Origin of the sequence: Paenarthrobacter sp. NPDC018779 (assembly GCF_044391085.1) — a bacterium.
GTDB lineage: Bacteria > Actinomycetota > Actinomycetes > Actinomycetales > Micrococcaceae > Arthrobacter.
The window spans coordinates 37945-58963 of record NZ_JBIRZS010000023.1; the positions used below are offsets into that span (position 1 = coordinate 37945).

The following is a 21019-nucleotide window of genomic DNA, read 5'->3' on the forward strand; positions in this document are numbered from 1 at the left end:
GCTCAACTTGATGCATATAGGCTATGGACGTGAATCTTGAACAACTCCGGAGCTTCGTAACGGTGCACCAGATGGGGCACTTCACCCGGGCCGCCGCGTATCTGCACTTGGCCCAGCCATCATTGAGCCGGCAAATCTCCACCCTTGAGTCCGACCTCGGAGCGGCCCTTTTCCATCGCGTTAGGGGCAACGTCACCCTGACTGCGGCGGGGGAAGCTCTCCTGCCTCTGGCGACCCGGATGCTGGCAGATGCCGACACCGTTCGATTCGAAATGCAGGAGTTGGCCGGGCTCAGGCGCGGGAGGGTGCGCATCGGCGCTACCCCGACGTTGTGCATCAGCCTCGTTGCCGAGGTCCTGACCTCGTTCCATGCCGCCTATCCGGGCATCGAACTGCACCTGTCCGAGGGCGGTTCGCTGGGACTACTGGAGGAGCTGGCCAATGGTGCGCTTGACCTTGCCCTCGTCACCACATCGGAGGACGCGCCAACCCCCGCGCCCAGCCTGGGGATGCTTCCAATCCTGAGCGAGGAACTGGTGGTCATTTCCTCGGCCAGGAGCGATCTCCTGGAGGGCGTCGAAACACTCACGCTCACCGAATTGGCCGAACTGCCGCAGATCACGTTCCAGGAAAACTACGAACTGCGGGCAACCACCACACAGGCCTTCCGTGCGGCGGGCCTGACTCCCAGGATTGTCCTTGAGGGTGCCGAGATGGATGCGGTACTGCGCTGCGTGGAACGCGGACTGGGTGTGGCCGTGGTCCCGGCCATGGTGATGGTGGACAGGCCGCGCCTGCACTCGGTGAGGCTCACCGAACCGCGCTTCACACGTTCCATCAGCCTTGCGCACCGAAACGACGTACCGCTCACGCGTGCAGCCCAGGCCATGCAGGATCTGGTCATCGAAACCGCCAACAAGCTGTCCGCAACCAGCGCAGTGACAGCAGGACTTTTGTCATCACAACAGGCTTCGTGAATTGACGACGGCGGCACTGGCGTTGGGCGCGCAGGCGGCAGGCCGGCGTCGTTCGCCCGGTTCGGCCTAGATCCGCTGGCCCGACCGCGTTTGGAGCACACAAAGTCCAACAGCGGCCAGGAGTGCCAATGCGCTGGGTGCCAGGAAGACCAAGGGCAACCCCACGGCGCCGACACCAATGCCACCCACGAGTCCGCCCAGCGCGGAGCTCACTGCGGGTGCGCTGATGAAGATCGCCGAGGCGGTGGCTACTGCCTGGGGGAGCAGACGTTGGGCCACGATGATTCCGAGGCCGGCGAAGATGCCCCAGACGCCGCCCATGAGAACCTGTGCGATCAGTAGCCCGGCGGGTGAGCCGCTGAGGGCGAAGAGTACGTTCGCCCCTACGCCGAACAGCGCCCCGAGGACCATGAGGTTGAGCATTCCCGTCCGGCGGGCTAGGACCGCCGCCGCTGGCATCAGGATCAACTCCACGAGTGGCTGGATGCCGATGATGATGCCGCTGAGTATGGGCGGATATTGGTGGTCATTCATGTAGATCGGCAGGTAGGCGTACTTGATGGGTTCTCCGGCGTAGACCAGGATATAGAGGCCCGTGAAGGCCAGCAGTGGCCACATCGTCGTGAGAGGGACGTGGGTTTTCGGCTGTGGGGCGACCGCGGTGTCGGTGTTCCGGGCCCGGTCCCGAAGCGTGCCCAAGGGCAGCAACTGTGCCAGGGTGCAGAGCGCCGTCGCAATAAGCATGGTGCGCAGGCCAAGCTGGGCACCGAGGAAGGAACCTGCCACCGGGCCCACCACCCAACCAAGCGTGAGCGACATCCGGACGTAGGAAACAACGCCATCACCAGCGGGCGTTGGATTGGCCTGGAGTTCGTCATGGATTGCCGCGAACAATTGGGAGGTTGCCGCGCCGGCGAAGCCGAGGACAAGTGCGCTGATGGCAAACGGCATCCAGAGCTCGGTTGAGAACGCGATCCCGAGCCATCCGAGGAAGCCGGCCACTGCGCAGAGCCGGAACGGGCCGAGTCTGCGGCCCGTGTGATCAGAACGCCGTCCAACCAGGTATCCCGCCACCAAAGCGGTGAGGTTGGTCAGGTAATAGAGTCCCGCGACTGTCAATGAACTGCCGAGGTCCTCCACCAGGAACCGGGCGATTTGCGGAGCGGCAGCGGAAAAGCCGAGCCCGGAGAAGAACAGGGCGAGCGTGGCGCCACGGTACAAGGGGGAGCCAAGCACCACGCGCAACGCAGAGGGGCTTCGTGTCAGTTGGTCCGTCATGCTGTGGTGTCTCCGTCGAGGTGGGCGCGCGGCTTGGGGGGGGTGAAAACCTAGTCAAACTAGATTTTGATCCTAAGTCGCATTAAGCACGAAGTCCACAGTTTTTGACGGAACCCTCCATCTGAGACGCCGGCAGTGCGAGGAGTGCCTTCAGCCTGCGTCGAGCAACCGCCCAACAAAACCTTCACCCCACCCTCACCCGCTGTTCACAACGGCTCGGAAGGCTGGACGGCGTGACTGACCTTTCACGCCGCACCCTCGTCAAGTCCTCGCTCGCCGGCCTCACCCTCGCCGGACTCGGCACTGCCGGAACCCCAGCGAACGCTGCCCCGAATGCTATCCCCTTGGTCCGCAAGCGACTTACCCTCCCCACGGGGATCGCCACCGGCGATGTCACCACCGATTCCGCCGTCCTGTGGTCCCGCGCCTCGGGGCCGGGTCGCCTCACCGCCACCCTCCGGGCCATCGACGACGCAGGAGAAATCCTCCGCGGCCGCTACGGCTTCAGCCGAACCATCCGGGGACCTTTGGCCAGCGAAGCCAGCGACTTCACCGCGAAGATCCACGCCAAGGGACTTCCCGCCGGAACCCGCTTCAAGCTGGAGCTGAACTTTGAGGACGCGAACGGCCTTGGGGAGGCTGTTCAGGGCACCTTCCGCACGGCGCCGGGCACGAACAAAGCCAACGACGGCGGTACGCAAGACGCGCGCGGTGGCGGCAGGCCGGCGTCGTACTCGCAATCCTTCGTCTGGACCGGCGATACCGCCGGGCAGGGCTGGGGCATCAACCCGGACATCGGCGGCATGCGCGGCTACCAAGCCATGCACCGGACCCGCCCTGACTTCTTCATCCACTCGGGCGACACCATCTACGCCGATGGCCCGATCGCCGAAACGGTCACCGAAAAGGACGGCCGGGTGTGGCGGAACATCGTCACGGAGGAAGTCGCCAAGGTGGCCGAGACCCTGAAGGAATACCGGGGCCGCCACCGTTACAACTCCCTGGACGCCAACATGCGCGCCCTGTTCGCCGACGTGCCCGTGATCGCCCAGTGGGACGACCATGAAACCACCAACAACTGGTACCCCGGCGAAATCCTGGACGACGCCCGCTACACCGAACGCAGTGTGAACGTCCTCGCTGCGCGCGGCCGGCAGGCGTGGCAAGAGAACATGGCGATCGCGGACTCCGCTGCACTCTGGCGCCCTGGAACGTACGACGCCGGCCAGTACCAGCCCGCGCGCATCTACCGGAAGATTTCGCGCGGCCCGCAGTTGGACATCTTCTGCCTGGATATGCGGACGTTCAAGTCGCCAAACACGGACGGCAAGGAGCCATACGCCACCAACATCCTGGGCCAGGAGCAGGTGGACTGGCTGATCAAGGAAGTCCGGCAGTCGAAGGCGACCTGGAAGGTGATTGCCGCTGACCTTCCCCTCGGAATCGTCGTCCCGGACGGTGCCGTGAACCAGGAGAGCCTGTCCAACCGGGACAACGGTGCGCCGCTGGGCCGTGAGCTGGAGATCGCCGGGGTGCTGAGCGCGTTCAAGAAGTACGGCGTGAAGAACACAGTGTGGCTGACCGCGGACGTGCACTATTGCGCAGCACACCACTACTCCCCGGAACGCGCGTCCTTCACGGACTTCGATCCGTTCTGGGAGTTCGTGGCCGGTCCGATCAACGCGGGTTCCTTCGGCCCGAACGACATGGACGGGACGTTCGGGCCGGAGGTGGTGTTCGCCAAGGCCGGCCGGTTCCCCGGCGCGTCTCCCCGCGATGGCGAGAACCAGTACTTCGGCCACGTCGAACTGGGTTCCGACAACACCTTCAACGTGAGCCTGCGAAACGCCAACGGTTCGGTCATTTTCTCGAAGACGCTGAACCCGGAACGCTGATACTTCAGACCTCCCCGGCCCTAGCGCCGGATCATCTCCAGCACGGAGTCCCGCACGCTGTCCATCGTCTTGGCGTCCTTGGCCTCGACGTTGAGCCGCAGGAGTTCTTCGGTGTTGGATGCCCGGACGTTGAACCACCAGTCTCCTGATTCCGCAGTCACGGTCAGACCATCCAAATCATTGAGGTGGACGCCGTCCATGTCTGCGTACGAACTGTGAATGTCCGCGATGGATCTGGCCGTGTCCGCCACGGTCGAGTTGATTTCGCCGCTTGAGGAATACGGTTCGTACTGCCGGGCAAGGCTGGAAAGCGGCGAGGGCTGCTCGCCGAGTGCGGCGAGGACGTGCATTGCGGCGAGCATGCCGGTATCCGCGTTGTAGAAGTCGCGGAAGTAGTAGTGGGCGGAATGCTCACCACCGAAAACTGCATCCTCTTCGGCCATGCGGGCCTTGATGAACGAGTGGCCCACACGTGTACGTACGGGCCGGCCACCGGCGGCCTGAATGAACTCTGGAACTGACTGCGAGGAAATCAGGTTGTGGATCACGGTGGGCTCCACTTCGCCGGCAGCCCGGGCCCTGGCGATCTCACGAACGGCGATCATCGATGTCACGGCGGATGGTGTGACCGGTTGTCCCATCTCGTCGACCACGAAGCAGCGGTCCGCATCGCCGTCGAACGCCAGCCCAAGGTCGGCGCCGTGCGCGACGACGGCCGCCTGCAGGTCGCGGAGGTTCTCTGGTTCCAAAGGGTTGGCTGGATGGTTCGGGAAGGTGCCGTCCAACTGGAAATACAGGGGGATGATCGTCATCGGCAGGGCCTCCAGGAGTTGGCTGCCAAGCACCGCCGGAACGGTCATCCCGGCCATGCCGTTTCCGGCGTCGACCACCAGCTTGAGTGGGCGGATGCCGGAAAGATCCACGAGGGACCGCAGCTTGCGTGCGTAGTCGCCAAGTACGTCCAGTGCAGCCACGGTCCCCCGCGAGCCGGCTGCAGGAATTCCCTCAGCGAGGTAGCGCTGGGCGAGGTCCCGGATGTCGAACAGGCCTGAATCCGAGGAAACGGGGACGGCTCCGGCCTTGGCCATTTTGATCCCGTTGTACTTTGCCGGGTTGTGGCTGGCCGTAAAGATGGCGCCCGCCGAGTTGAGGGATCCGCAGGCAAAGTAGAGCTCGTCGGTTGAAATCAAGCCGAGGTCGGACACATTGGCGCCGCGCCTGGAGGCGCCCAGCGAAAATGCATAGACAAACCCCGGAGATGACGGACGCATGTCACCGCCGCAGAGCACGGTCTTCCCGGCAAGGCCCAGGACGTCGACGAAGGCGGCACCGATGGCTTCGGCAACCTGGTCGGTCAAGGAGACGCCGACGATGCCGCGGACATCGTAGGCCTTGAATGACGAAGAAAGATCCATGATTCAGCGAGCGCCGAAGTCGGTATCCGTGTATGAGCCGGCGCGCCGCTCAGGGGTTTCGCTGCACCGGCAGTTGGTGTGGATCTCAACACGGACTCCGTTCGGGTCAACCGTGACGGATACGGGTTCGCCGTTGGAAGTGGAAACCCGCAGCGTGCCTTCTTTGGGGGAGACGTCAAACATGGTGGTCCTTTTCTTAGGGGTTATGGGGTTCAGCTGACGGCGTCGAGGACGCCGCGGACAATGGTGGCAGCTGCGCCGAGGTAGGCCAGCACGATCAGCAGGATCTGCGCGGCGCGCGCGGACACCCGTTTGGAGGCGAGGTCGCCCAGGACGAGTCCGACCAAACAGGCGACGGCGACCGCCACCCACATGGTTGCCGGGAGGACGGGAAACGATTCCGGTGCGGTGACCGCCTTGGAGACGAGCGACAAGGAGCCGATGGTGAAAAAGTAGGGCTGCATGGTGGCTGCGAACGATTTGTGCTGCCACCGGGTTGCGATGGAGTACATGCTGACGGCCGGTCCTCCCACCCCGGCCGCGGTGTTCATGAAACCGCTGAGGCCTCCTGCGGTGAAGAGGTACCTGCGACGTTTGGGCAGGACAGCGGATTTCATGAACAGCAGGACTGTCAGCCCGACGGCGAGGATGACGCCGATCGAGATCTCCAGTACCGGAGGCGGCATGAACCGTATGAGGATGGCCGCGGGGACGATCCCCAGGAGGGCTGATGCGGCCAGTGCCAGGTACCGTTTCCAGTCGATATCCCGGACTACCGGGAAGATGATGGCCCCGGCCGTCACGGCTCCGCAGACGTTGACCAGCACTACGCCCTCCACTGGACCGAGCAGCAGGACCAGGAAGGGAGCCGCCACGAGGGCGAATCCCATCCCGGTCACCCGCTGCATCCCCGCGCCCATGACGACGGCCCCCAGCACCAGTCCTGTGGTCAGCATCTAGGCCTTCCAGGCAACGTACTGGACCTCCTCGAATTCCTCGAGGCCCAGGCTCGATCCTTCCCGGCCCAGGCCGGACTGCTTGGCGCCGCCCATCGGCGCGAAGGCCACGGACGGGAGGGGATCGTTGACACCCACAATGCCGGATTCCAGCTGCTCGGGAATGTCCCAGCCGCGCTTGGGGCTGTTGGTCCAGACGTAGGCTGCGAGGCCCATTTCCGTGGCATTCGCCTTGCGGATCGCTTCCTCTTCCGAAGCGAAAGTTATGACGCCGGCTGCCGGGCCAAAGACTTCTTCGCTCACCAGAAGCGCGTCGTCCGGAACGTCCACGAGGAGCGTGGGTGCCATGAAGGATCCTTCGCGAGGAACCTCCGTGCGCTTGGTGAGCCGTTGGGCGCCGCGGTTGAGGGCATCGTCCACCAGGGCCTGGACAGCCGCCACCCGCTCGGCGTCGATCACGGGACCAAGGTCCGGTACCGGTGTGCCGCCGTCGGGAACGCCGTGCCCGATGCTCATGGCATCAAACCGTGCGGCCAGCTTCCGGGCGAATTCGTCCGCGACGCTGTCCTGGACCAGGAAGCGGTTGGCGGCCACGCAGGATTGGCCGGTGTTGCGGAGCCTGCCAAGCACTGCGCCCTCGACGGCGGCATCGAGGTCGGCGTCTTCGAAAACGATAAAGGGTGCATTGCCGCCCAGTTCGAGCAGCGGCCGCACCACCCGTTCGGAAGCGGAGGCCATGATCTGCCGTCCGACGCCGGTGGATCCTGTGAAGCTGACCGCCCGAACGGCGGGGTGCTTGAGCAGGGCCCCGGTCACTTCCCGGGATGGTCCATGGACAAGATTGACGACGCCGGCGGGGAACCCCGCATCGTGCAGGATCTCGAACAGGCCGGTTGCGGCCAGGGGTGCCTTCTCGGACACGCGGCCCACCACCGTACAGCCGGCGGCGAGCATGGCGGCGAGTTTCCGGGCCTGGATGGACACCGGGAAGTTCCACGGAGTGAGGCTCAGGGCGACGCCGATCGGCTTGCGGGAGCTGAGGTGGTGGCGTCCCCGGAGCTCAGGTGGGCTGACTGTCCCGGTGGTTCGCCGGGCTTCCTCCGCGAACCACCGGAGGTACTCCACCGAGAAGTCCACTTCGCCCTGTGCTTCGGGAAGCCGTTTGCCGGCTTCCAGTGCCAAGGTTTGGGCCAGTTCGTCGCGGCGCTCGGCCAAAAGACCGGCGGCGTTGTGGAGCAGGTCGGCCCGGGTGCGGGCGGTGGTCCGGGACCAGTTGCCGAACGCTTCGGCAGCCGCATCGGCGGCTTGGGTAGCGTGGTCCGCGCTGCCCCAGGCAACCTCGCCCACAGTGGAACCGTTTCCGGGATCCGTGACGTCTTTGGAGGTGCCGGCTGAGTGCCAGGTTCCGTTGATCAGGTGTTGTGCAGATTTCAGGTTCATGCGTAGTGCCTTTCCGCTGAGCGGCGTGGTTATCCCTTGCTGGCGCCGGCAGTGATGCCTGCCACGAAGTAGCGCTGCAGGAAGATGTAGGCCACCACCACCGGCAGGGAAGCCAGGATGACTCCTGCGAACAGCAGCGGGTAGTTGGTCTGGAATTCGCCCTGGAAGCTCAGCAAAGCCAAGGGCAGCGTGCGGTTTCCGGGGGACTGGATGAACAAGAGGGGATACAGCAGTTCGTTCCAGTGGATGACGAAAAGGAAGATTGCTGCGGCCGCGATTGATGGTGCGGACAGCGGCAGTGCGATCGAGGCGTAGGTCTTCCACGGCCCGGTTCCGTCGATAGAGGAGGCTTCGTAGAGTTCCTTGGGCAACGTCCGCATGAAGCCGCCAAGGATGAACACGGCGATGGGCAGTGTCGAGACCACGTTGGCCACGATCAGTCCCGCGAGGTTGTCCAGCAGTCCCAGACGTCCGAAAAGTACGTAGAGCGGGACCATGTTGGCTTGGGCGGGAATGGCCATGCCCAGCACCAGGAAGCCGAAGATGGCCCAGGACACGAAGCCCCTGAGCCGCGACACGGCGTAACCGGCCAGGCTGGCAATAAAGAGCGTGACTGGTACGGAGATGGCTGTGACGACGACGCTGTTCCAGAAGGAGGAACCCAGGTCCTGGCCACCGATCACCTCGGCGTAGTTGGCGGGGGAGAGGGACTGCGGCAGGCTGAACGGACCCTCGAACAGTTCCTGTGTGGATTTGAAGCTTCCGAAACCAACAACGGTCAGCGGAATGATGATGATGAGCGCGTAGATGCCGAGGATGGCGCGGCGACTGATTGAAGCGAGCATGCTGTTATTCCCCCTTCGGGGTCAGCCGGAGCAACCGGCGCTGCAGCCAGGTGACCAGGGCGATCATCGCCATGAAGATGATCGACTGTGCGGCGGCGTAGCCGAACTCCGAGTTGGCAAAAGTGCTGTAGATGCGGGTGGAGAGGATGTCCAGGGAGCTCTTGGGCGGGTTGCCTGCGATACCAAGGATCAGGTCGAAAGCCTTGAACGACTGCACAGTGGTGTAGGCCACCACAATGGACGTTGCCGGGGCCACGAAAGGCCACGTGATGGACTTGAACTGCTGCCATTTGTTGGCACCGTCCATTTCCGCTGCTTCGTAGAGTTCGCGCGGTATGGACTGCAGCCCGGCGATGTACACCACCATCATTTGTCCGGCGTGGAACCAGACCTGGGTCACGGCCACCCAGTAGAGCGCCTGGTTGTTATCTCCGAGGTAGGACCCTTGGAGTCCTTCAAGTCCCACCGCACCCAGGGCCGAGTTGGCCAGGCCGAAGTTGGGATCGTAGATGAACTTCCAAATGAAGGCCACCGACACGGAGGACAGGATGGTGGGGAAGAAGAACAAGGCGCGGAGCAGGATGCTGCCGCGGGAGTTCTTGGTGAGGAGCAGGCCGAGCAGGAGCGAGAATGCGGTTTGGGCTATGACCACCAGCAACACGAACTTCAGGTTGTTGGTCAGCGCGTTGGTGAACAACGAGTCCTTGGTGAACGCCCGGATGAAGTTGTCCACGCCCACGTAGTTGAACGTTGCCGAGAAGCCGTTCCAGTCGGTGACGGCATACTGGAACGCCTGAAGGGTGGGCATCACCAGGAAGAAGGCGATGACCGCGACGGCGGGGAGCGGGAAAAGGTACAGCGCAGGATTTACGCGTGTAGGGGACCGGCGCTTCTTCGTGGCAGCTTCCGTGCTGCTGTCCGGCGCCTTTCGCTTCGCAGCCATTCCGGTGTGGGTGCTCATAACCGTTCGTCCACAATCTTCTGGGCAGCTTCGGCTGCCTGTTCAGGGCTGGTACCGGAGATGACCGCCGTCGCGCTTGCCTCCACGGCGTTGCGGACGTCCAGGTTCAAGAATTGGAAGCGGGCGGCCAGCGCCGTTTTCTTGTCCAGCCACGGGCTCAGTCGCTTGAGGTCCGCGTTGGTGTAGTCGACGTCCTTGACGGACACGTGCTGGGCCGTCTGGTTGGCGTAGTACCCGGCGTTTTCCGGTTCGGACAGGAAATCGATCCAGGCTGCCGCGGCGGCCTGGTGCTTGCTGGCCGAGTTGACGCCGAGGATGAACGTGGCGTTGTAGACACCCTCATACTTGGCGTTGCCGTCGGTTGAAGTATTGGGGAAAACCAACTCGATCGGGAACTTCGCGCCCAGGTTCCGGACCGCCGCGAGGTGGTAGGAACCCGTGGCCAGCATGGCGGCTTTGCCTTGGGAGAACAGGTTCTGTGCCGGCTCCACCGCGGTGCCCGTGGCGTTGGACTGCAGGAACGGCGCCAGGTCCTTGTACTGGTTCAACATCCTGATGAACCAGTCGTCAGTGCACTTGAGCTTGCCCTGCTCGATTTGTGCACACATGTCGTCCACTGGGGCGTTGTTGGCGATCATGCAGTTGAAGAGCTGGCCACCGTTTCCCACATCGCCGCCGGGCCACGAGATGGGCGTGACACCGGAAGACGCCAGCTTCTCGCACATGGCCAGGAAGGCGTCCCAGTCCTTCGGTGCCAGCTCGGCGCCGGCTTTGTCGAAGAGGTCGGTGTTGGCCATCGGCATGGGGAACACCACTTGGTAGGGCAGGCCAAGTTGACTGTCGCCGGACTGCCCGGCTGTGAGCAGGCCCTTCTGGTAGTTGCCAACGGCCTTGCTGTTCTTCAGCTCGGTGTAGATTCCGGCCTCACCGAAGTTCTTGAACTGTGCACCCCGGAAGGTCGCAAACGCGTCGCCGATGGCCGCGCCCCGGACCTTCTGCAAACCCTGGGCGTTGTAGTCGTTGGAGGTCGAGATGTCCTGGACAACCTCCGCACCGCTGTTCTTTGCAACGAAGCGCTTGATGAGCTCGTCAAACACTGCCTTGTCTTCGCCACGCCAGTGGGCGAAGGACACCTTGCCAGTGATGTCACCGGTGGCCGGAGCAACCGGCCCGGTGGCGCCACCAGGGGCTGTGGAACCGCCGGGTCCTGCGCATGCTGCCGCAGTGGCACCGAGACCCAGGGCGCCGAGAACGGCCATGGCCTGCCTGCGTGAAATCTGACTCACAATTTTCTCCTCATTGAGTGTTGCTGTGCCGGGTTGGAATGGGGCGTAAGTTGGAATGGGGCGTTGTTTGGAATGGGGCGCCTTCACGGCCGCCGGGGCGGATCAGGCGGTGGTGCGTTGTGCCGCCACCACCTCGTCCACTACTGCGCAGAGCCGCTGCAGCCGACGGACAGCATCCGTGGACAGGGACTCTTCTACGTCCGTGGAGCCGATGCAGGACGCCCAAACGGCCCGTCCGGACAGGAACCCGCTGGCCCCTTCCAGGCACGCCCACCGGACGGCGTCGGGGAAGACGTCCTCCGGGACTCCGGAGGAAAGGACCACCCATGGGCCGTCGATGGCTTTGGTCAGTTCGGCGCACGCTGCCCGGACCTCTGCTTCAGGGGCCTGGCCCTTGAACGGGACCTCGGCCTTGTAAAGGTCGGCCCCCAGGCCGCCGAGTTCCTTGGCTGCGGCCAGGATGCCGGCATTCCAATCGAAGTCGCCGCCGGCCAGGGGCTTACGGGAGACGGGTTCGATGATGCTGATGAGCCCGGCGGACTTGCAGCTCTCTACGAACTCGCGGACCATTGCCACGCGGCCTTCGGCGGGTTCGTCCGGGCGGTAGAGCACCAGGAGCTTGAGGGCCTTGGCTCCCAGCGCTGCGTACTTGGCGGGATCCACCAGCTTATCGATGGTCACTTCGCCCACCAGCTCGCCGTGGGCAGACTCGAAGTGGTCTGCGGAAGCGATGAGCCCGCAGCCGGGCGCGACGACGTTCGCTTCAATGGCCTGGTCCAGTGCGAACTGGCGGTCGATGAGAACGCCGGATGCATACGGAGTGAGGATCCGGGCGGCCGCGAGCTTGAAGTCACGGAGGTCCTCATCGGTGACGGGCTGGTCGGTGTGCTCGGCGAACATGTTCCGCATGGCTTCGCGCTGATCGACTGCGAGCATCGCGAACGCACCTGAAGGCCGCTGAAGGGGAGAAAGGTCGGTGGTGGTCATGGGCTGCTTCTTTCAGCTAGGCAGTGGGATTGATGGTCAAAACGGGGGTGATGGCCTGGCGGGGAATCATGGAGCGTCCGTCCAGACCTGCGCACGAAGCCGTGGCTGTGCGGCCGGCGAAGGCTGCTGCCTCCGCCAGGGGGAGTCCGGCTGCGACGGCGGCCAGGATGGCGCCGTGGTAGACGTCGCCGGCACCAAGCGTCGATACGATCTCTGCCGCTGTTGCCGGTACGTGGAAGGGAACGCCGTCCCGCTCCAGGCCCCAGGCTCCCGCGGAACCTGCCGTGGCCACCACGGCGGAGGCACCGGCGTCGACGGCTTTTTGCACAAGGGCCTCGGGGGACAGCTGGTCACCGTACTCGGCCCGCAAGCGCTCGATCGTGGGCACGTACAGCGCCACACCTTCGGGGCTGAAGGAGGGGATGGGGTTGCCGGCATCCACGCTGATCCGCAGGCCCTGCAGATCGGCAACGGCATTCCAGCCCAAGTGGTCCACATGGACCCAGCCGGCACTGCGCACCAGCTCATGGAAACGGCTGTCTGCGGGAAAGTGGACGGGAGGCACAGGCCGGGTGACGATCGCCCGGCTTTCGGTTGACCTGCTGACCACGATCACGCTGGCGCCCGTCTTCACCGCGGGGTTGCGGAGGACGGCCGAGGTGTCCACGCCTTCCGCTTCGAGGCCGCTGATGATCCGGTCGCCTTCCTCGTCTTCACCTACGACGCCGGCAAAGGCCGCCTTTGCTCCGGCACGGGCTGCCGCGACTGCCGCCGTGGCGGCCGGGCCACCGCCTGCCGTCGCGAAATCTGCGGCTACGGTGCGGCTGTCGGCACCGGGGTATTCCTGCACAAGGGCGATGGAGTCCAAAGTGGCACACCCGACGAAGAGCAGGGTTCCGGATGACGGTTGGGGCACGATCCACCTCGTTGTTGTTGGGCTGGTTTGAAAAAATATACACACGCTATGTGTGAAAAACAACACATTCTGTATAGTGATGTTTGGGATGCAACGTCGATCCCCCACTCAACGCAGAGAAACGGAGCAGCTCATGGCATTGCCCTCTGAGGAAACAGCCCAGACCATTCGCTACGGACTCATCGGCGCCGGCCACATGGCCCGCGAACATGTGCGAAACCTTGCTTTGATCCCAGGAAGCCGCATCACAGCGGTCTCCGACCCCACGCCCTCCTCCCTCGAGGAGACCTCTCGCGAAATTGGCTATGAGGTGAAGACGTTCTCCTCGCACCAGGAGCTGCTGGCATCCGGGCTGGTGGACGCCCTCGTGATCGCGAGCCCGAACGATACACATTTGGGAATCCTGAAGGACATCTTCGCCAGCGGAATCAACCTGCCGGTCCTGGTGGAGAAGCCGGTGTGCACCAGTGCGGAGCAGGCCGACGAACTGGAACTGCTGGCCGCTTCGTACCCCGCCCCCGTATGGGTTGCCATGGAGTACCGCTACATGCCGCCGGTGCAGGAAATCATCCAGGCCGCGCATGGTGGCAAGCTCGGCACCATCCACATGCTCTCGATCGTCGAACACCGCTTCCCGTTCCTGCACAAGGTGGACGCCTGGAACCGGTTCGCCGAGCGCACCGGCGGCACCCTGGTGGAAAAGTGCTGCCACTTCTTCGACCTGATGCGCCTGATCCTGCAGGACGAGCCCACCCGCGTCTACGCCAGCGGCGGGCACGACGTCAACCACCTGGACGAGTCCTACGACGGCCGCACACCGGACATGGTGGACAACGCCTACGTGATTGTCGATTTCAAGGGCGGCCGCCGGGCCATGCTTGAACTGTCCATGTTCGCCGAGGGTTCCAAATTCCAGGAACGCATCTCGATCGTGGGGGACGCAGCAAAGATCGAGACCCTCATCCCGGTGGCTGCGAACCACTGGATCGAAGGCGACGAAACTGAAGCAACCGTCGAGTTCAGTCCGCGCTCGCCGCTGGGTCCGGAAAAGCATGACGTTCCAGTGGACGAGGCAGTCCTTGCCGCAGGGGCGCACCACGGCTCCACCTACTACGAGCACCTCGGTTACCGGAAGGCCATACTGGGTGAGGGGCCTGTGGATGTGACAGTGGCGGATGGCCTTCAATCAGTCAGGATGGGCCTTGCAGCCGAGCAGTCCATTGTGGAAGGACGCGCCATTGAACTCCAGGCACCGATGGTTGGCGCCCGGAAGTAAGTAGGATTGTGTTGGAATTGCAACACAATGCGACACCTTAGGTGGTCCAAGGGCATGACAGGAAAGGGGAAGCCATGAGCATCGCACGGGAAGAGGCGCCGCTGACGCCGCGTCAGCGCACCATTCTGGACGAGCTCGGCCGGCGGGGATTCCTTTCCACGGCGGACCTGGCCGGGACTTTCGACGTCTCGGACATGACAGTCCGCCGCGACACCCGGGCGCTGTCCAAGCTGGGACTGGTCAAGGTGGTCCATGGTGGGGTAAGTGCGGTTGAAGGACATGGACAAAACGCTGACTTCGCGGCACGTGCCCGTGAGGATGCCGATGCGAAGCAGCGTGTTGCCAAGGCCTGCGTGGACATGGTGGCCGAACGCGACGCCATCATCCTTGATGCAGGAACCACGACGTACCAGATCGCCCAGGAACTGCCGGCGTCCTTCATGGGCACGATCATCACCCATTCGGCGCCAGCCATTCAGCGGTGCCTGCAACTGACGTCCGCACGGACCATTTGCCTGGGCGGCGAACTCTTGCTGGACAGCCAGGCGTTCAACGGTCCCATGACGGTCAGTGCCGCCCAGGGCCTGCGCGCCAAGACCGCCTTCATCGGAGTCAGCGGGATCCACGATGAAGCGTTCTACATTGAACGTGATGTTGAACGGGCCACGAAGCTTGCCCTCATGGCATCGGCCGAGCAGGTGGTAGTGGTCGCTACGCACCAGAAAATGCTGCGGTATGCGCTGGCCAAACTGGCGGTGTTTGATGCGGTAGATGTTCTGGTGACGGACGCGCCGCCACCACGGGAGATTGAGGCCGCGTTGAAGGCGGCCGACGTGAAACTCATCGTGGCGGCCTGACCGCATTACTGCGGTCCTGCCTGCCGGAGCGACTGGCTCCTGACCCACCCTGGCGATTGACCGGCGTCGGGCATCCTTGCGTCCGGATCGACGACGGCGCAACCCGCCGCTTCACGGCGCGTCGTCAACCTTGGCGGAGCCTTGAAATCTGAATGTCTGAATTCAAACTCTCTCTGGTGGAATTCCATCAGTACGAGTTAACATCACAACAGGCCCCTTTGGCGGCCCCATAATCATTGAGGAGAAGCACATGACGTGGCTGAACAGCGCCGCTCACGCACGTTGGCTCGAAGCAGAAACGGACCGGCTCATCAACTTCGCGGCCGGTTCAAAGGTCGCCACAGGATTCGGTTGGCTGGACAACTACGGCAAGGTGGACCCGGGCAAGCCGACCCACCTGTGGATCACTGCGCGAATGGTCCACAGTTTCGCGGTGGCAGCCTTGATGGGACGGCCCGGTGCGGCATCCATGGTGGACCACGGCATAGCCGCGCTCAACGGAGTCTTCCGTGACAGTGAGCATGGCGGGTGGTACGCCGAAGTGGACGAGAACGGGCCCGTGAACGACGCAAAGTCCGGGTACCAGCATTCCTTCGTGCTCCTGGCGGCAGCCAGCGCCGTCGCGGCCCGCCGGCCGGGCGCGCAGGAGCTGCTCAAGGAAGCCCTGCACATAGCCGACTCCAAATTCTGGGACCACGAAGCCAACATGTGCTTTGACTCCTGGAACCGCGACTTCACGGAAACCGAGGCCTACCGTGGCGGCAACGCCAGCATGCACTCCGTGGAGGCTTACCTCATTGTTGCTGACGTGACGGGCGAGAACCGCTGGATCGAACGCGCCCTCCACATCGCCGAAGTGCTCATCCATCAGTTCGCGCGCAACAACAACTACCGCGTCTTCGAGCACTTCGACCCTGACTGGAACCCGATCCCGGAATACAACACGGACCACCGCGCAAGCCAATTCCGTGCTTACGGCGGAACGCCTGGTCACTGGGTGGAATGGGCGCGCTTGCTCCTGCACCTCCGCGCCGGCCTCGAGGCCAGGGGCTTGGAGGCGCCGTCCTGGTTGACGGAGGACGCCCGGGGCCTGTTCGACGCCGCCATCCGCGATGCCTGGCAGCCGGATGGCCATCCCGGCTTCGTGTACTCCGTGGACTGGGAGGGGAAGCCCGTTGTCACGTCCCGCATCCGGTGGGTGCCGGTGGAAGCGATCGGCGGTGCAGCGGCGCTGTACATGGCCACTGGAGACCAGCGCTACGCAGACTGGTACGAGCGGATCTGGGACCACGCACGCGACTGGTTCATCGACTACGAGCATGGCTCCTGGAAGCAGGAACTGGACGAGCAAGGCAACGTGGCTTCGACTGTGTGGTCGGGCAAGGCAGACGTCTACCACTTGTGGCACTGCCTCGTTGTTCCACGGCTCCCACTGGCGCCCGGCCTGGCTCCGGCACTAGCGGCCGGGTTGCTGGACTCGCGCCTCCACTAAGCTGCTGCGTCAACCCCGAGCACTTGACATCAATACGGGGAAGGCGGACCGGGGGATCATTTTGACTTTCCCCTGCTATGGGACGACCTGCGCGGTAGGGCCGGGGTGCCAGGACTTGCCTGTCGCCCCGGCTGGGTCGGCCCCGGCTCAGTGTCGCCCTTATATTCTGTCTGTGGGCCCGTGACAGAAACCGAGGCTCCAACGAACCGAACGGAGCGCCCACGGTGTTGTTTGACGCATTGGAGCGGCAGATCGTGGCCGCCCTCCAGATCGATCCGCGCTGCCCGTGGCGCAAGATGGCTGCTGTGTTGGGGGAAGCTGAGCGAACGGTTGCACGCCGGGGCTCCCAGCTCCTGGAATCGGGAGCGGTCGCGGTGGTGGGCGTCCGGCCCAAACCGGCGGCGGTGCTCTTCGAGATGCGGTGCATTCCCGGAACGGTGCGGACGGCAGCGAAAGCGCTGGCCCAGCGAAAAGACATCACGTTCGTCTACACCACAACAGGCACCGGTGACTGCGTGGCCGAGATCATGACGGACCCCAAGCACATGGCTGACGTGCTCTCGGACGAACTCCCCTCCACCATCGGCCTGAGGGATTCAACGAGCTACCCGGTGCTGCGATACTTCCGGACCATTCGGGGGTGGCGGCCGGAAATCCTCAGCGCGGACCGGGCTGAGGCGCTGCGGTCACACCTCACCGTGGACTCGGGCATCCTGGAGGCCCAGAAGGAACTGAGCCGCCAGGACAACGAGATCGTGGAAGCCTTGTGCGCCGATGGCCGGATGAGCTTCGAGGCGCTGGGCCGTCGGGTGGGCGTCTCGGAAGCGACCGTCCGCCGCCGCAGCGAATGGCTTTTGGCCAACAACCAGGTCCATTTGCGGGTAGTCATCGAACCGGCAGCTTTCGGCCTCGCCGTTGAAGCCTTGCTCTGGATCCGGGCGGCGCCAAAGCACGTTGAACAACTGGGTAAGAGCCTCGCCGAACTCCCCATGGTCCGCTACGCCGCAGCAATCGCCGGCGACTACCAAGTGATCGCCGACGTCACCGTGGGGGATATGTCCGCCCTTTACCGTTTCATCACAGCTTCGGAGTGGGCACAGTACGCATCCGGAGTGGACGTCTCCATCCTGCTCGACGCCCAGAAACGCGGTGGCCGCTTTATGCGGGCACCGTCGTAAGGGCCGGCACCCCAGTTGGGATAACAGGCGCGACGGCGGCGTACCCCGTCTGCTGCTCGAAGGCCCGGCCCCAGCGGAGCAGCCGCATGTCCGTGTAGTGGTTGCTGGCCAGCTGGAGGCCGATCGGCAACCCTGCCCGGCTGAATCCCGCGGGCACGCTCAGCACCGGAAGGCCCGTGGCAGAAAGTACGCAGGCCGAACGCATCCAGTCGAGGTACGTTTCGGAGGCAACGCCGGCAACCGAGGCCGGGTACCGCAGGGTCGCGTCGAACGGCAGCACCTGGGCGCAAGGACTCGCGAAGAGGTCGTAGCGGCCGAAGAATGACTGGACTCCGGCTTCAAGCCGGGTCCGGGCAGCAGCAGTTTCAATCAGGTCCCGGGCAGTCAGGGCGAGTCCCTTGTTCACATTCCAGTGCACTTCAGGCTTGATGACATCGCCCGCACGTTCCACGAGGGGTCCCAGCCCTGCAGCGAAATCCATGGCCCTCGTGTTGCCGAACACCAGGTCCGCTTCGCTGAAGTCCGGGGTTGCTTCCTCCACAATGGCGCCGAGTTCTTCGAACACCGCAAGCTGCCGTTCCAGGTGTTCCACGATCTCGGGCTCAACGGGGATGCCGATGCCGAAGTCCCGCGACCAGCCGATCCGCACGCCGCGCATGTCCGTCTCCAGCGACTCACGGAACACTTTCGGATCCAGCCCTGCAGGTTGGGGGACGCGCCGGTCGGTTCCGGCGGTGACGGACATGAACAGGGCAATGTCCTCCACGGTCCGTGCCATCGGCCCCGTCCGTCCCAGCCACGCATAAGCGTTGACGTCGGACGGCATGGGGATCACCGCCGTCGACGGCCTGAAACCCACCACGTTGCAAAAGGACGCCGGGATGCGGAGCGAACCGCCCATGTCACTGCCGTCACCGATGCTTTGGACGCGGGAAGCGACGACGGCGGCAACCCCGCCGCTGCTTCCGCCGGCGCTCAGTGTGGGCGCGTACGGATTGGTGGTGGTCCCGAAGAGGTCGTTGAAGGTGTGCGAGCCCGCGCCGAATTCCGGGACATTGGACTTGCCGGTGCTGACCACGCCGGCCGCCTTGAGCCGCGCAATGATGAGGTCGTCGGCGTCGGGCACAAAGTCGCGCAAGGCGAGGGAGCCCTGGGTGGTGCGCATCCCGGCGGTGTTGTTGGTGTCCTTGTGCGTCATGGGCAGGCCGTGCAGCGGCGGCAGTTCGGCTCCGGACGCTGTCAGCTGGTCGGCTTGATGTGCCAAGGCCTGCGCACCATCGGGCTCCAGCGTTACCACGGCGTTGATGGTCGGGTTCACCTCCGCGATGCGCTGGAGGTGATTGTCCAGGGCCTCCCGGGCCGAGATCTCCTTCGTGCGGATCGCTGCGGTGAGTTCGACGGCGGACAGCTCGCCAGTGGTGTGGGACATGGTGCTCCTTTGCTGGATGGTCGCTGCCTGAAAGTGTGCCGAGTCACACCGAGCCAGTGGAAGTCCCGCGTGATACCGAGGCCGTGTTTGACTGTTTCGGCCAACTAGATGGCTGATTCCGTCAGCTATTGTTTGTGATCCGGCTCATAGCGGAAGGTGTTCCTAACCCGCTGGCCGATCTGGTCGACGGGCCTGATTTGCCCCTCGGCAGGAAACAGCCGCAACGATGTGGTTGGGATGTGGACTGCGCGGGGCCCGCTACCGGAGGTTTCCATGCACCAACCCCTGGCACTTCAACCGCTCGCATCCAACAGCCCCACCGACATTCTGGCCATCGCCAACAACCCCGTTCTCTGGATCTGCGTGGCCGGCGTTTTCGGTGTCATCATCATCCAATCCCTCATCTTCATGAAGGCAGCCCGCCGCGCGGCGCCCTCCGTCGAGATGAGCACGCAGGACATCAAGACCTCGTTCCGTTCCGGTGCCGTTTCCGCGATCGGACCTTCCTTGGCCGTCTCGCTCGTGGCTATCGCACTCCTTGGCCTTTTCGGGGCTCCCGCGGTGTTGTCCCGCATCGGCCTCATCGGTTCCGCTGCCTACGACGTCTCCGCTGCCGGCATCGCAGCAGGTTCCATGGGAGCCAAGCTCGGCGATGCCAGCTACACCCAAAGCGTCTTCGCCGTTGCCTTCTTCGCCATGAGCATCGGTGGTGCCATGTGGATGCTGGCCACCCTCATCCTCACCCCGGTGCTCCGCAAGGGCGACGCCAAGATCCGGGCCGTCAACCCTGCAGCGATGGCCATTGTTCCCGCCGCGGCGCTGATCGGCGCGTTCTCCTGCCTGGGCCTGACGGAACTTCCCAAGTCCGGCATCCACGTCCTTTCCTTCATCGTTTCCGCCGCGGTCATGGGCATCTGCCTGCTGTTGGCCAAGAGGCTCGGCAAGAGCTGGCTCCGGGAATGGGGCCTCGGTTTCTCCATCGTCATCGGCCTGGGTGCGGCGTTCCTCGCCGCCGGCGCCTGAGCCCGCAAGCACTGAGCAAGAGACAAGGAACATCCCCATGACTTCCACAACTTCTGCCGCCATTACTCCAACCACCGGCACGGCCATGGCCGACTTCAACCGGACCACATCCCGCTGGGGCCAGATCACCATGATCGCCGGCCTGCTGATTTCCGTGGCGGGTCCGCTCTACCTCGTTTTCGCGGGCGGTCTGGACATAGCACCCGCCCAGCTCTGGATCGCCTTCGCCGCCGTTGCAGCGACGTTCGGCATCATCTGGATCGTCGAACCCTTGACCTACTACCCAATCCTTGGTCCTGCAGCGATGTACCAGGCCTTCATGATCGGCAACATCTCCAACAAGCTCCTCCCGGCCGCCCTCATCGCGCAGACCAACATCGGCGCCAAGCCGGGGAGCAAGCGTGCCGAACTTGCCGCCGTCGTCGCTATCTGCGGAGCCGCCGTGGTGCACCTGGTCTCCCTCGCGATCTTCGTGGGATTGCTCGGCAGCTGGCTGATCAGCGTCATTCCGCCCTCGGTACTGACCGTTACGCGCTTGTATGTCCTGCCCACCGTTCTCGGCGCAGTGCTGGTTCAGGCAATCGTCTCCATGAAGCAGCCCCGGACCACCGTCTTCGCGCTCCTGGTCTCCGCCGTCGTCGTGTTCGTGGTCCTGCCGCTGGTGCCGTCGCTCGCGATGGTGTCCACCGCCATCGCCGTGCTCGGCACCATCCTGCTGGCCTGGTTCTTCCGCGGAAAGCAGGTGGCGGCCGCGAAGCCCATCCACATCGAGTAACCCAGCTGCACGGCAAGCCCACACAACGCACCA

The 21019-nt window shown here is 64.1% G+C and carries 19 protein-coding genes; 8 read left to right on the plus strand and 11 right to left on the minus strand.

All coding sequences use genetic code 11. From position 1 onward, the window contains the following. Positions 1-23 precede the first annotated feature (23 nt). Entirely contained in the window at positions 24-977 is a 954-nt protein-coding gene (locus ACH488_RS18645) for a LysR family transcriptional regulator (protein WP_397326042.1), read from the plus strand. A gap of 66 nt (positions 978-1043) precedes the next feature. Here the strand turns inward: ACH488_RS18645 and ACH488_RS18650 are convergent, their stop codons facing one another. After that, positions 1044-2255, minus strand: a complete 1212-nt coding sequence (locus tag ACH488_RS18650; RefSeq protein ID WP_397326043.1) for an MFS transporter — start codon at positions 2253-2255, stop codon at positions 1044-1046. Positions 2256-2479: 224 nt separating this feature from the next. Between ACH488_RS18650 and ACH488_RS18655 the strand changes: the two genes are divergently transcribed. Then, positions 2480-4150 (plus strand): alkaline phosphatase D family protein, encoded by a 1671-nt coding sequence (locus tag ACH488_RS18655; protein ID WP_397326071.1) that lies wholly within the window; start codon positions 2480-2482, stop codon positions 4148-4150. Between the two features lie 20 nt (positions 4151-4170). Here the strand turns inward: ACH488_RS18655 and ACH488_RS18660 are convergent, their stop codons facing one another. The 9 genes from ACH488_RS18660 to ACH488_RS18700 all read right to left on the minus strand — a co-directional run bounded on the left by ACH488_RS18660 (position 4171) and on the right by ACH488_RS18700 (position 12956). Then, a complete protein-coding gene (locus ACH488_RS18660; RefSeq protein WP_397326044.1) occupies positions 4171-5565 on the minus strand; it encodes a phosphomannomutase/phosphoglucomutase in 1395 nt (464 codons plus the stop codon). 3 nt (positions 5566-5568) lie between these two features. Further along, positions 5569-5748, minus strand: a complete 180-nt coding sequence (locus ACH488_RS18665) for a hypothetical protein (protein ID WP_397326045.1) — start codon at positions 5746-5748, stop codon at positions 5569-5571. A 29-nt stretch (positions 5749-5777) separates the two neighbouring features. After that, the gene (locus ACH488_RS18670) at positions 5778-6521 is read right to left on the minus strand and encodes a sulfite exporter TauE/SafE family protein (protein ID WP_397326046.1); all 744 of its coding nucleotides are present in this window, start codon (positions 6519-6521) and stop codon (positions 5778-5780) included. After that, the gene (locus ACH488_RS18675) at positions 6522-7961 is read right to left on the minus strand and encodes an NAD-dependent succinate-semialdehyde dehydrogenase (protein WP_397326047.1); all 1440 of its coding nucleotides are present in this window, start codon (positions 7959-7961) and stop codon (positions 6522-6524) included. 29 nt (positions 7962-7990) lie between these two features. Further along, positions 7991-8806, minus strand: a complete 816-nt coding sequence (locus tag ACH488_RS18680; RefSeq protein ID WP_262277352.1) for a carbohydrate ABC transporter permease — start codon at positions 8804-8806, stop codon at positions 7991-7993. A gap of 4 nt (positions 8807-8810) precedes the next feature. Next, the gene (locus tag ACH488_RS18685; protein ID WP_397326048.1) at positions 8811-9767 is read right to left on the minus strand and encodes a carbohydrate ABC transporter permease; all 957 of its coding nucleotides are present in this window, start codon (positions 9765-9767) and stop codon (positions 8811-8813) included. Next, positions 9764-11053: an ABC transporter substrate-binding protein gene (locus ACH488_RS18690; RefSeq protein ID WP_397326049.1), complete on the minus strand. Its 1290-nt coding sequence runs from the start codon at positions 11051-11053 to the stop codon at positions 9764-9766. The genes ACH488_RS18685 and ACH488_RS18690 overlap by 4 nt, the downstream gene beginning before the upstream one ends. A gap of 102 nt (positions 11054-11155) precedes the next feature. Further along, complete coding sequence (locus ACH488_RS18695) at positions 11156-12040, minus strand: aldolase (RefSeq protein ID WP_397326050.1); 885 nt, start codon at positions 12038-12040, stop codon at positions 11156-11158. A 16-nt stretch (positions 12041-12056) separates the two neighbouring features. Then, positions 12057-12956: a carbohydrate kinase family protein gene (locus ACH488_RS18700; protein WP_397326052.1), complete on the minus strand. Its 900-nt coding sequence runs from the start codon at positions 12954-12956 to the stop codon at positions 12057-12059. 133 nt (positions 12957-13089) lie between these two features. Here ACH488_RS18700 and ACH488_RS18705 point away from each other — a divergent pair, with 133 nt between their 5' ends. The 4 genes from ACH488_RS18705 (at position 13090) to ACH488_RS18720 (ending at position 17759) form a co-directional block, all read left to right on the plus strand. After that, complete coding sequence (locus tag ACH488_RS18705) at positions 13090-14232, plus strand: Gfo/Idh/MocA family protein (protein ID WP_397326053.1); 1143 nt, start codon at positions 13090-13092, stop codon at positions 14230-14232. Between the two features lie 74 nt (positions 14233-14306). After that, a complete protein-coding gene (locus ACH488_RS18710; RefSeq protein ID WP_262277358.1) occupies positions 14307-15089 on the plus strand; it encodes a DeoR/GlpR family DNA-binding transcription regulator in 783 nt (260 codons plus the stop codon). A 250-nt stretch (positions 15090-15339) separates the two neighbouring features. Further along, positions 15340-16581 carry an AGE family epimerase/isomerase gene (locus ACH488_RS18715; RefSeq protein ID WP_397326054.1) on the plus strand — a complete coding sequence of 414 codons (1242 nt, stop codon included), beginning with the start codon at positions 15340-15342 and terminating at the stop codon, positions 16579-16581. 224 nt (positions 16582-16805) lie between these two features. Beyond that, positions 16806-17759, plus strand: coding sequence for an Lrp/AsnC family transcriptional regulator (locus ACH488_RS18720; protein ID WP_397326055.1), 954 nt, complete (start codon positions 16806-16808; stop codon positions 17757-17759). Here ACH488_RS18720 and ACH488_RS18725 read toward each other — a convergent pair. After that, positions 17740-19188, minus strand: coding sequence for an amidase (locus tag ACH488_RS18725; RefSeq protein WP_397326056.1), 1449 nt, complete (start codon positions 19186-19188; stop codon positions 17740-17742). The two genes, ACH488_RS18720 and ACH488_RS18725, sit on opposite strands and share 20 nt — an antisense overlap. A gap of 273 nt (positions 19189-19461) precedes the next feature. On the opposite strand from ACH488_RS18725, the gene ACH488_RS18730 reads away from it, so the two are divergent. Next, positions 19462-20211 carry a DUF5058 family protein gene (locus tag ACH488_RS18730; protein ID WP_397326057.1) on the plus strand — a complete coding sequence of 250 codons (750 nt, stop codon included), beginning with the start codon at positions 19462-19464 and terminating at the stop codon, positions 20209-20211. Between the two features lie 37 nt (positions 20212-20248). After that, complete coding sequence (locus tag ACH488_RS18735; protein WP_397326058.1) at positions 20249-20986, plus strand: hypothetical protein; 738 nt, start codon at positions 20249-20251, stop codon at positions 20984-20986. Positions 20987-21019 lie beyond the last annotated feature (33 nt).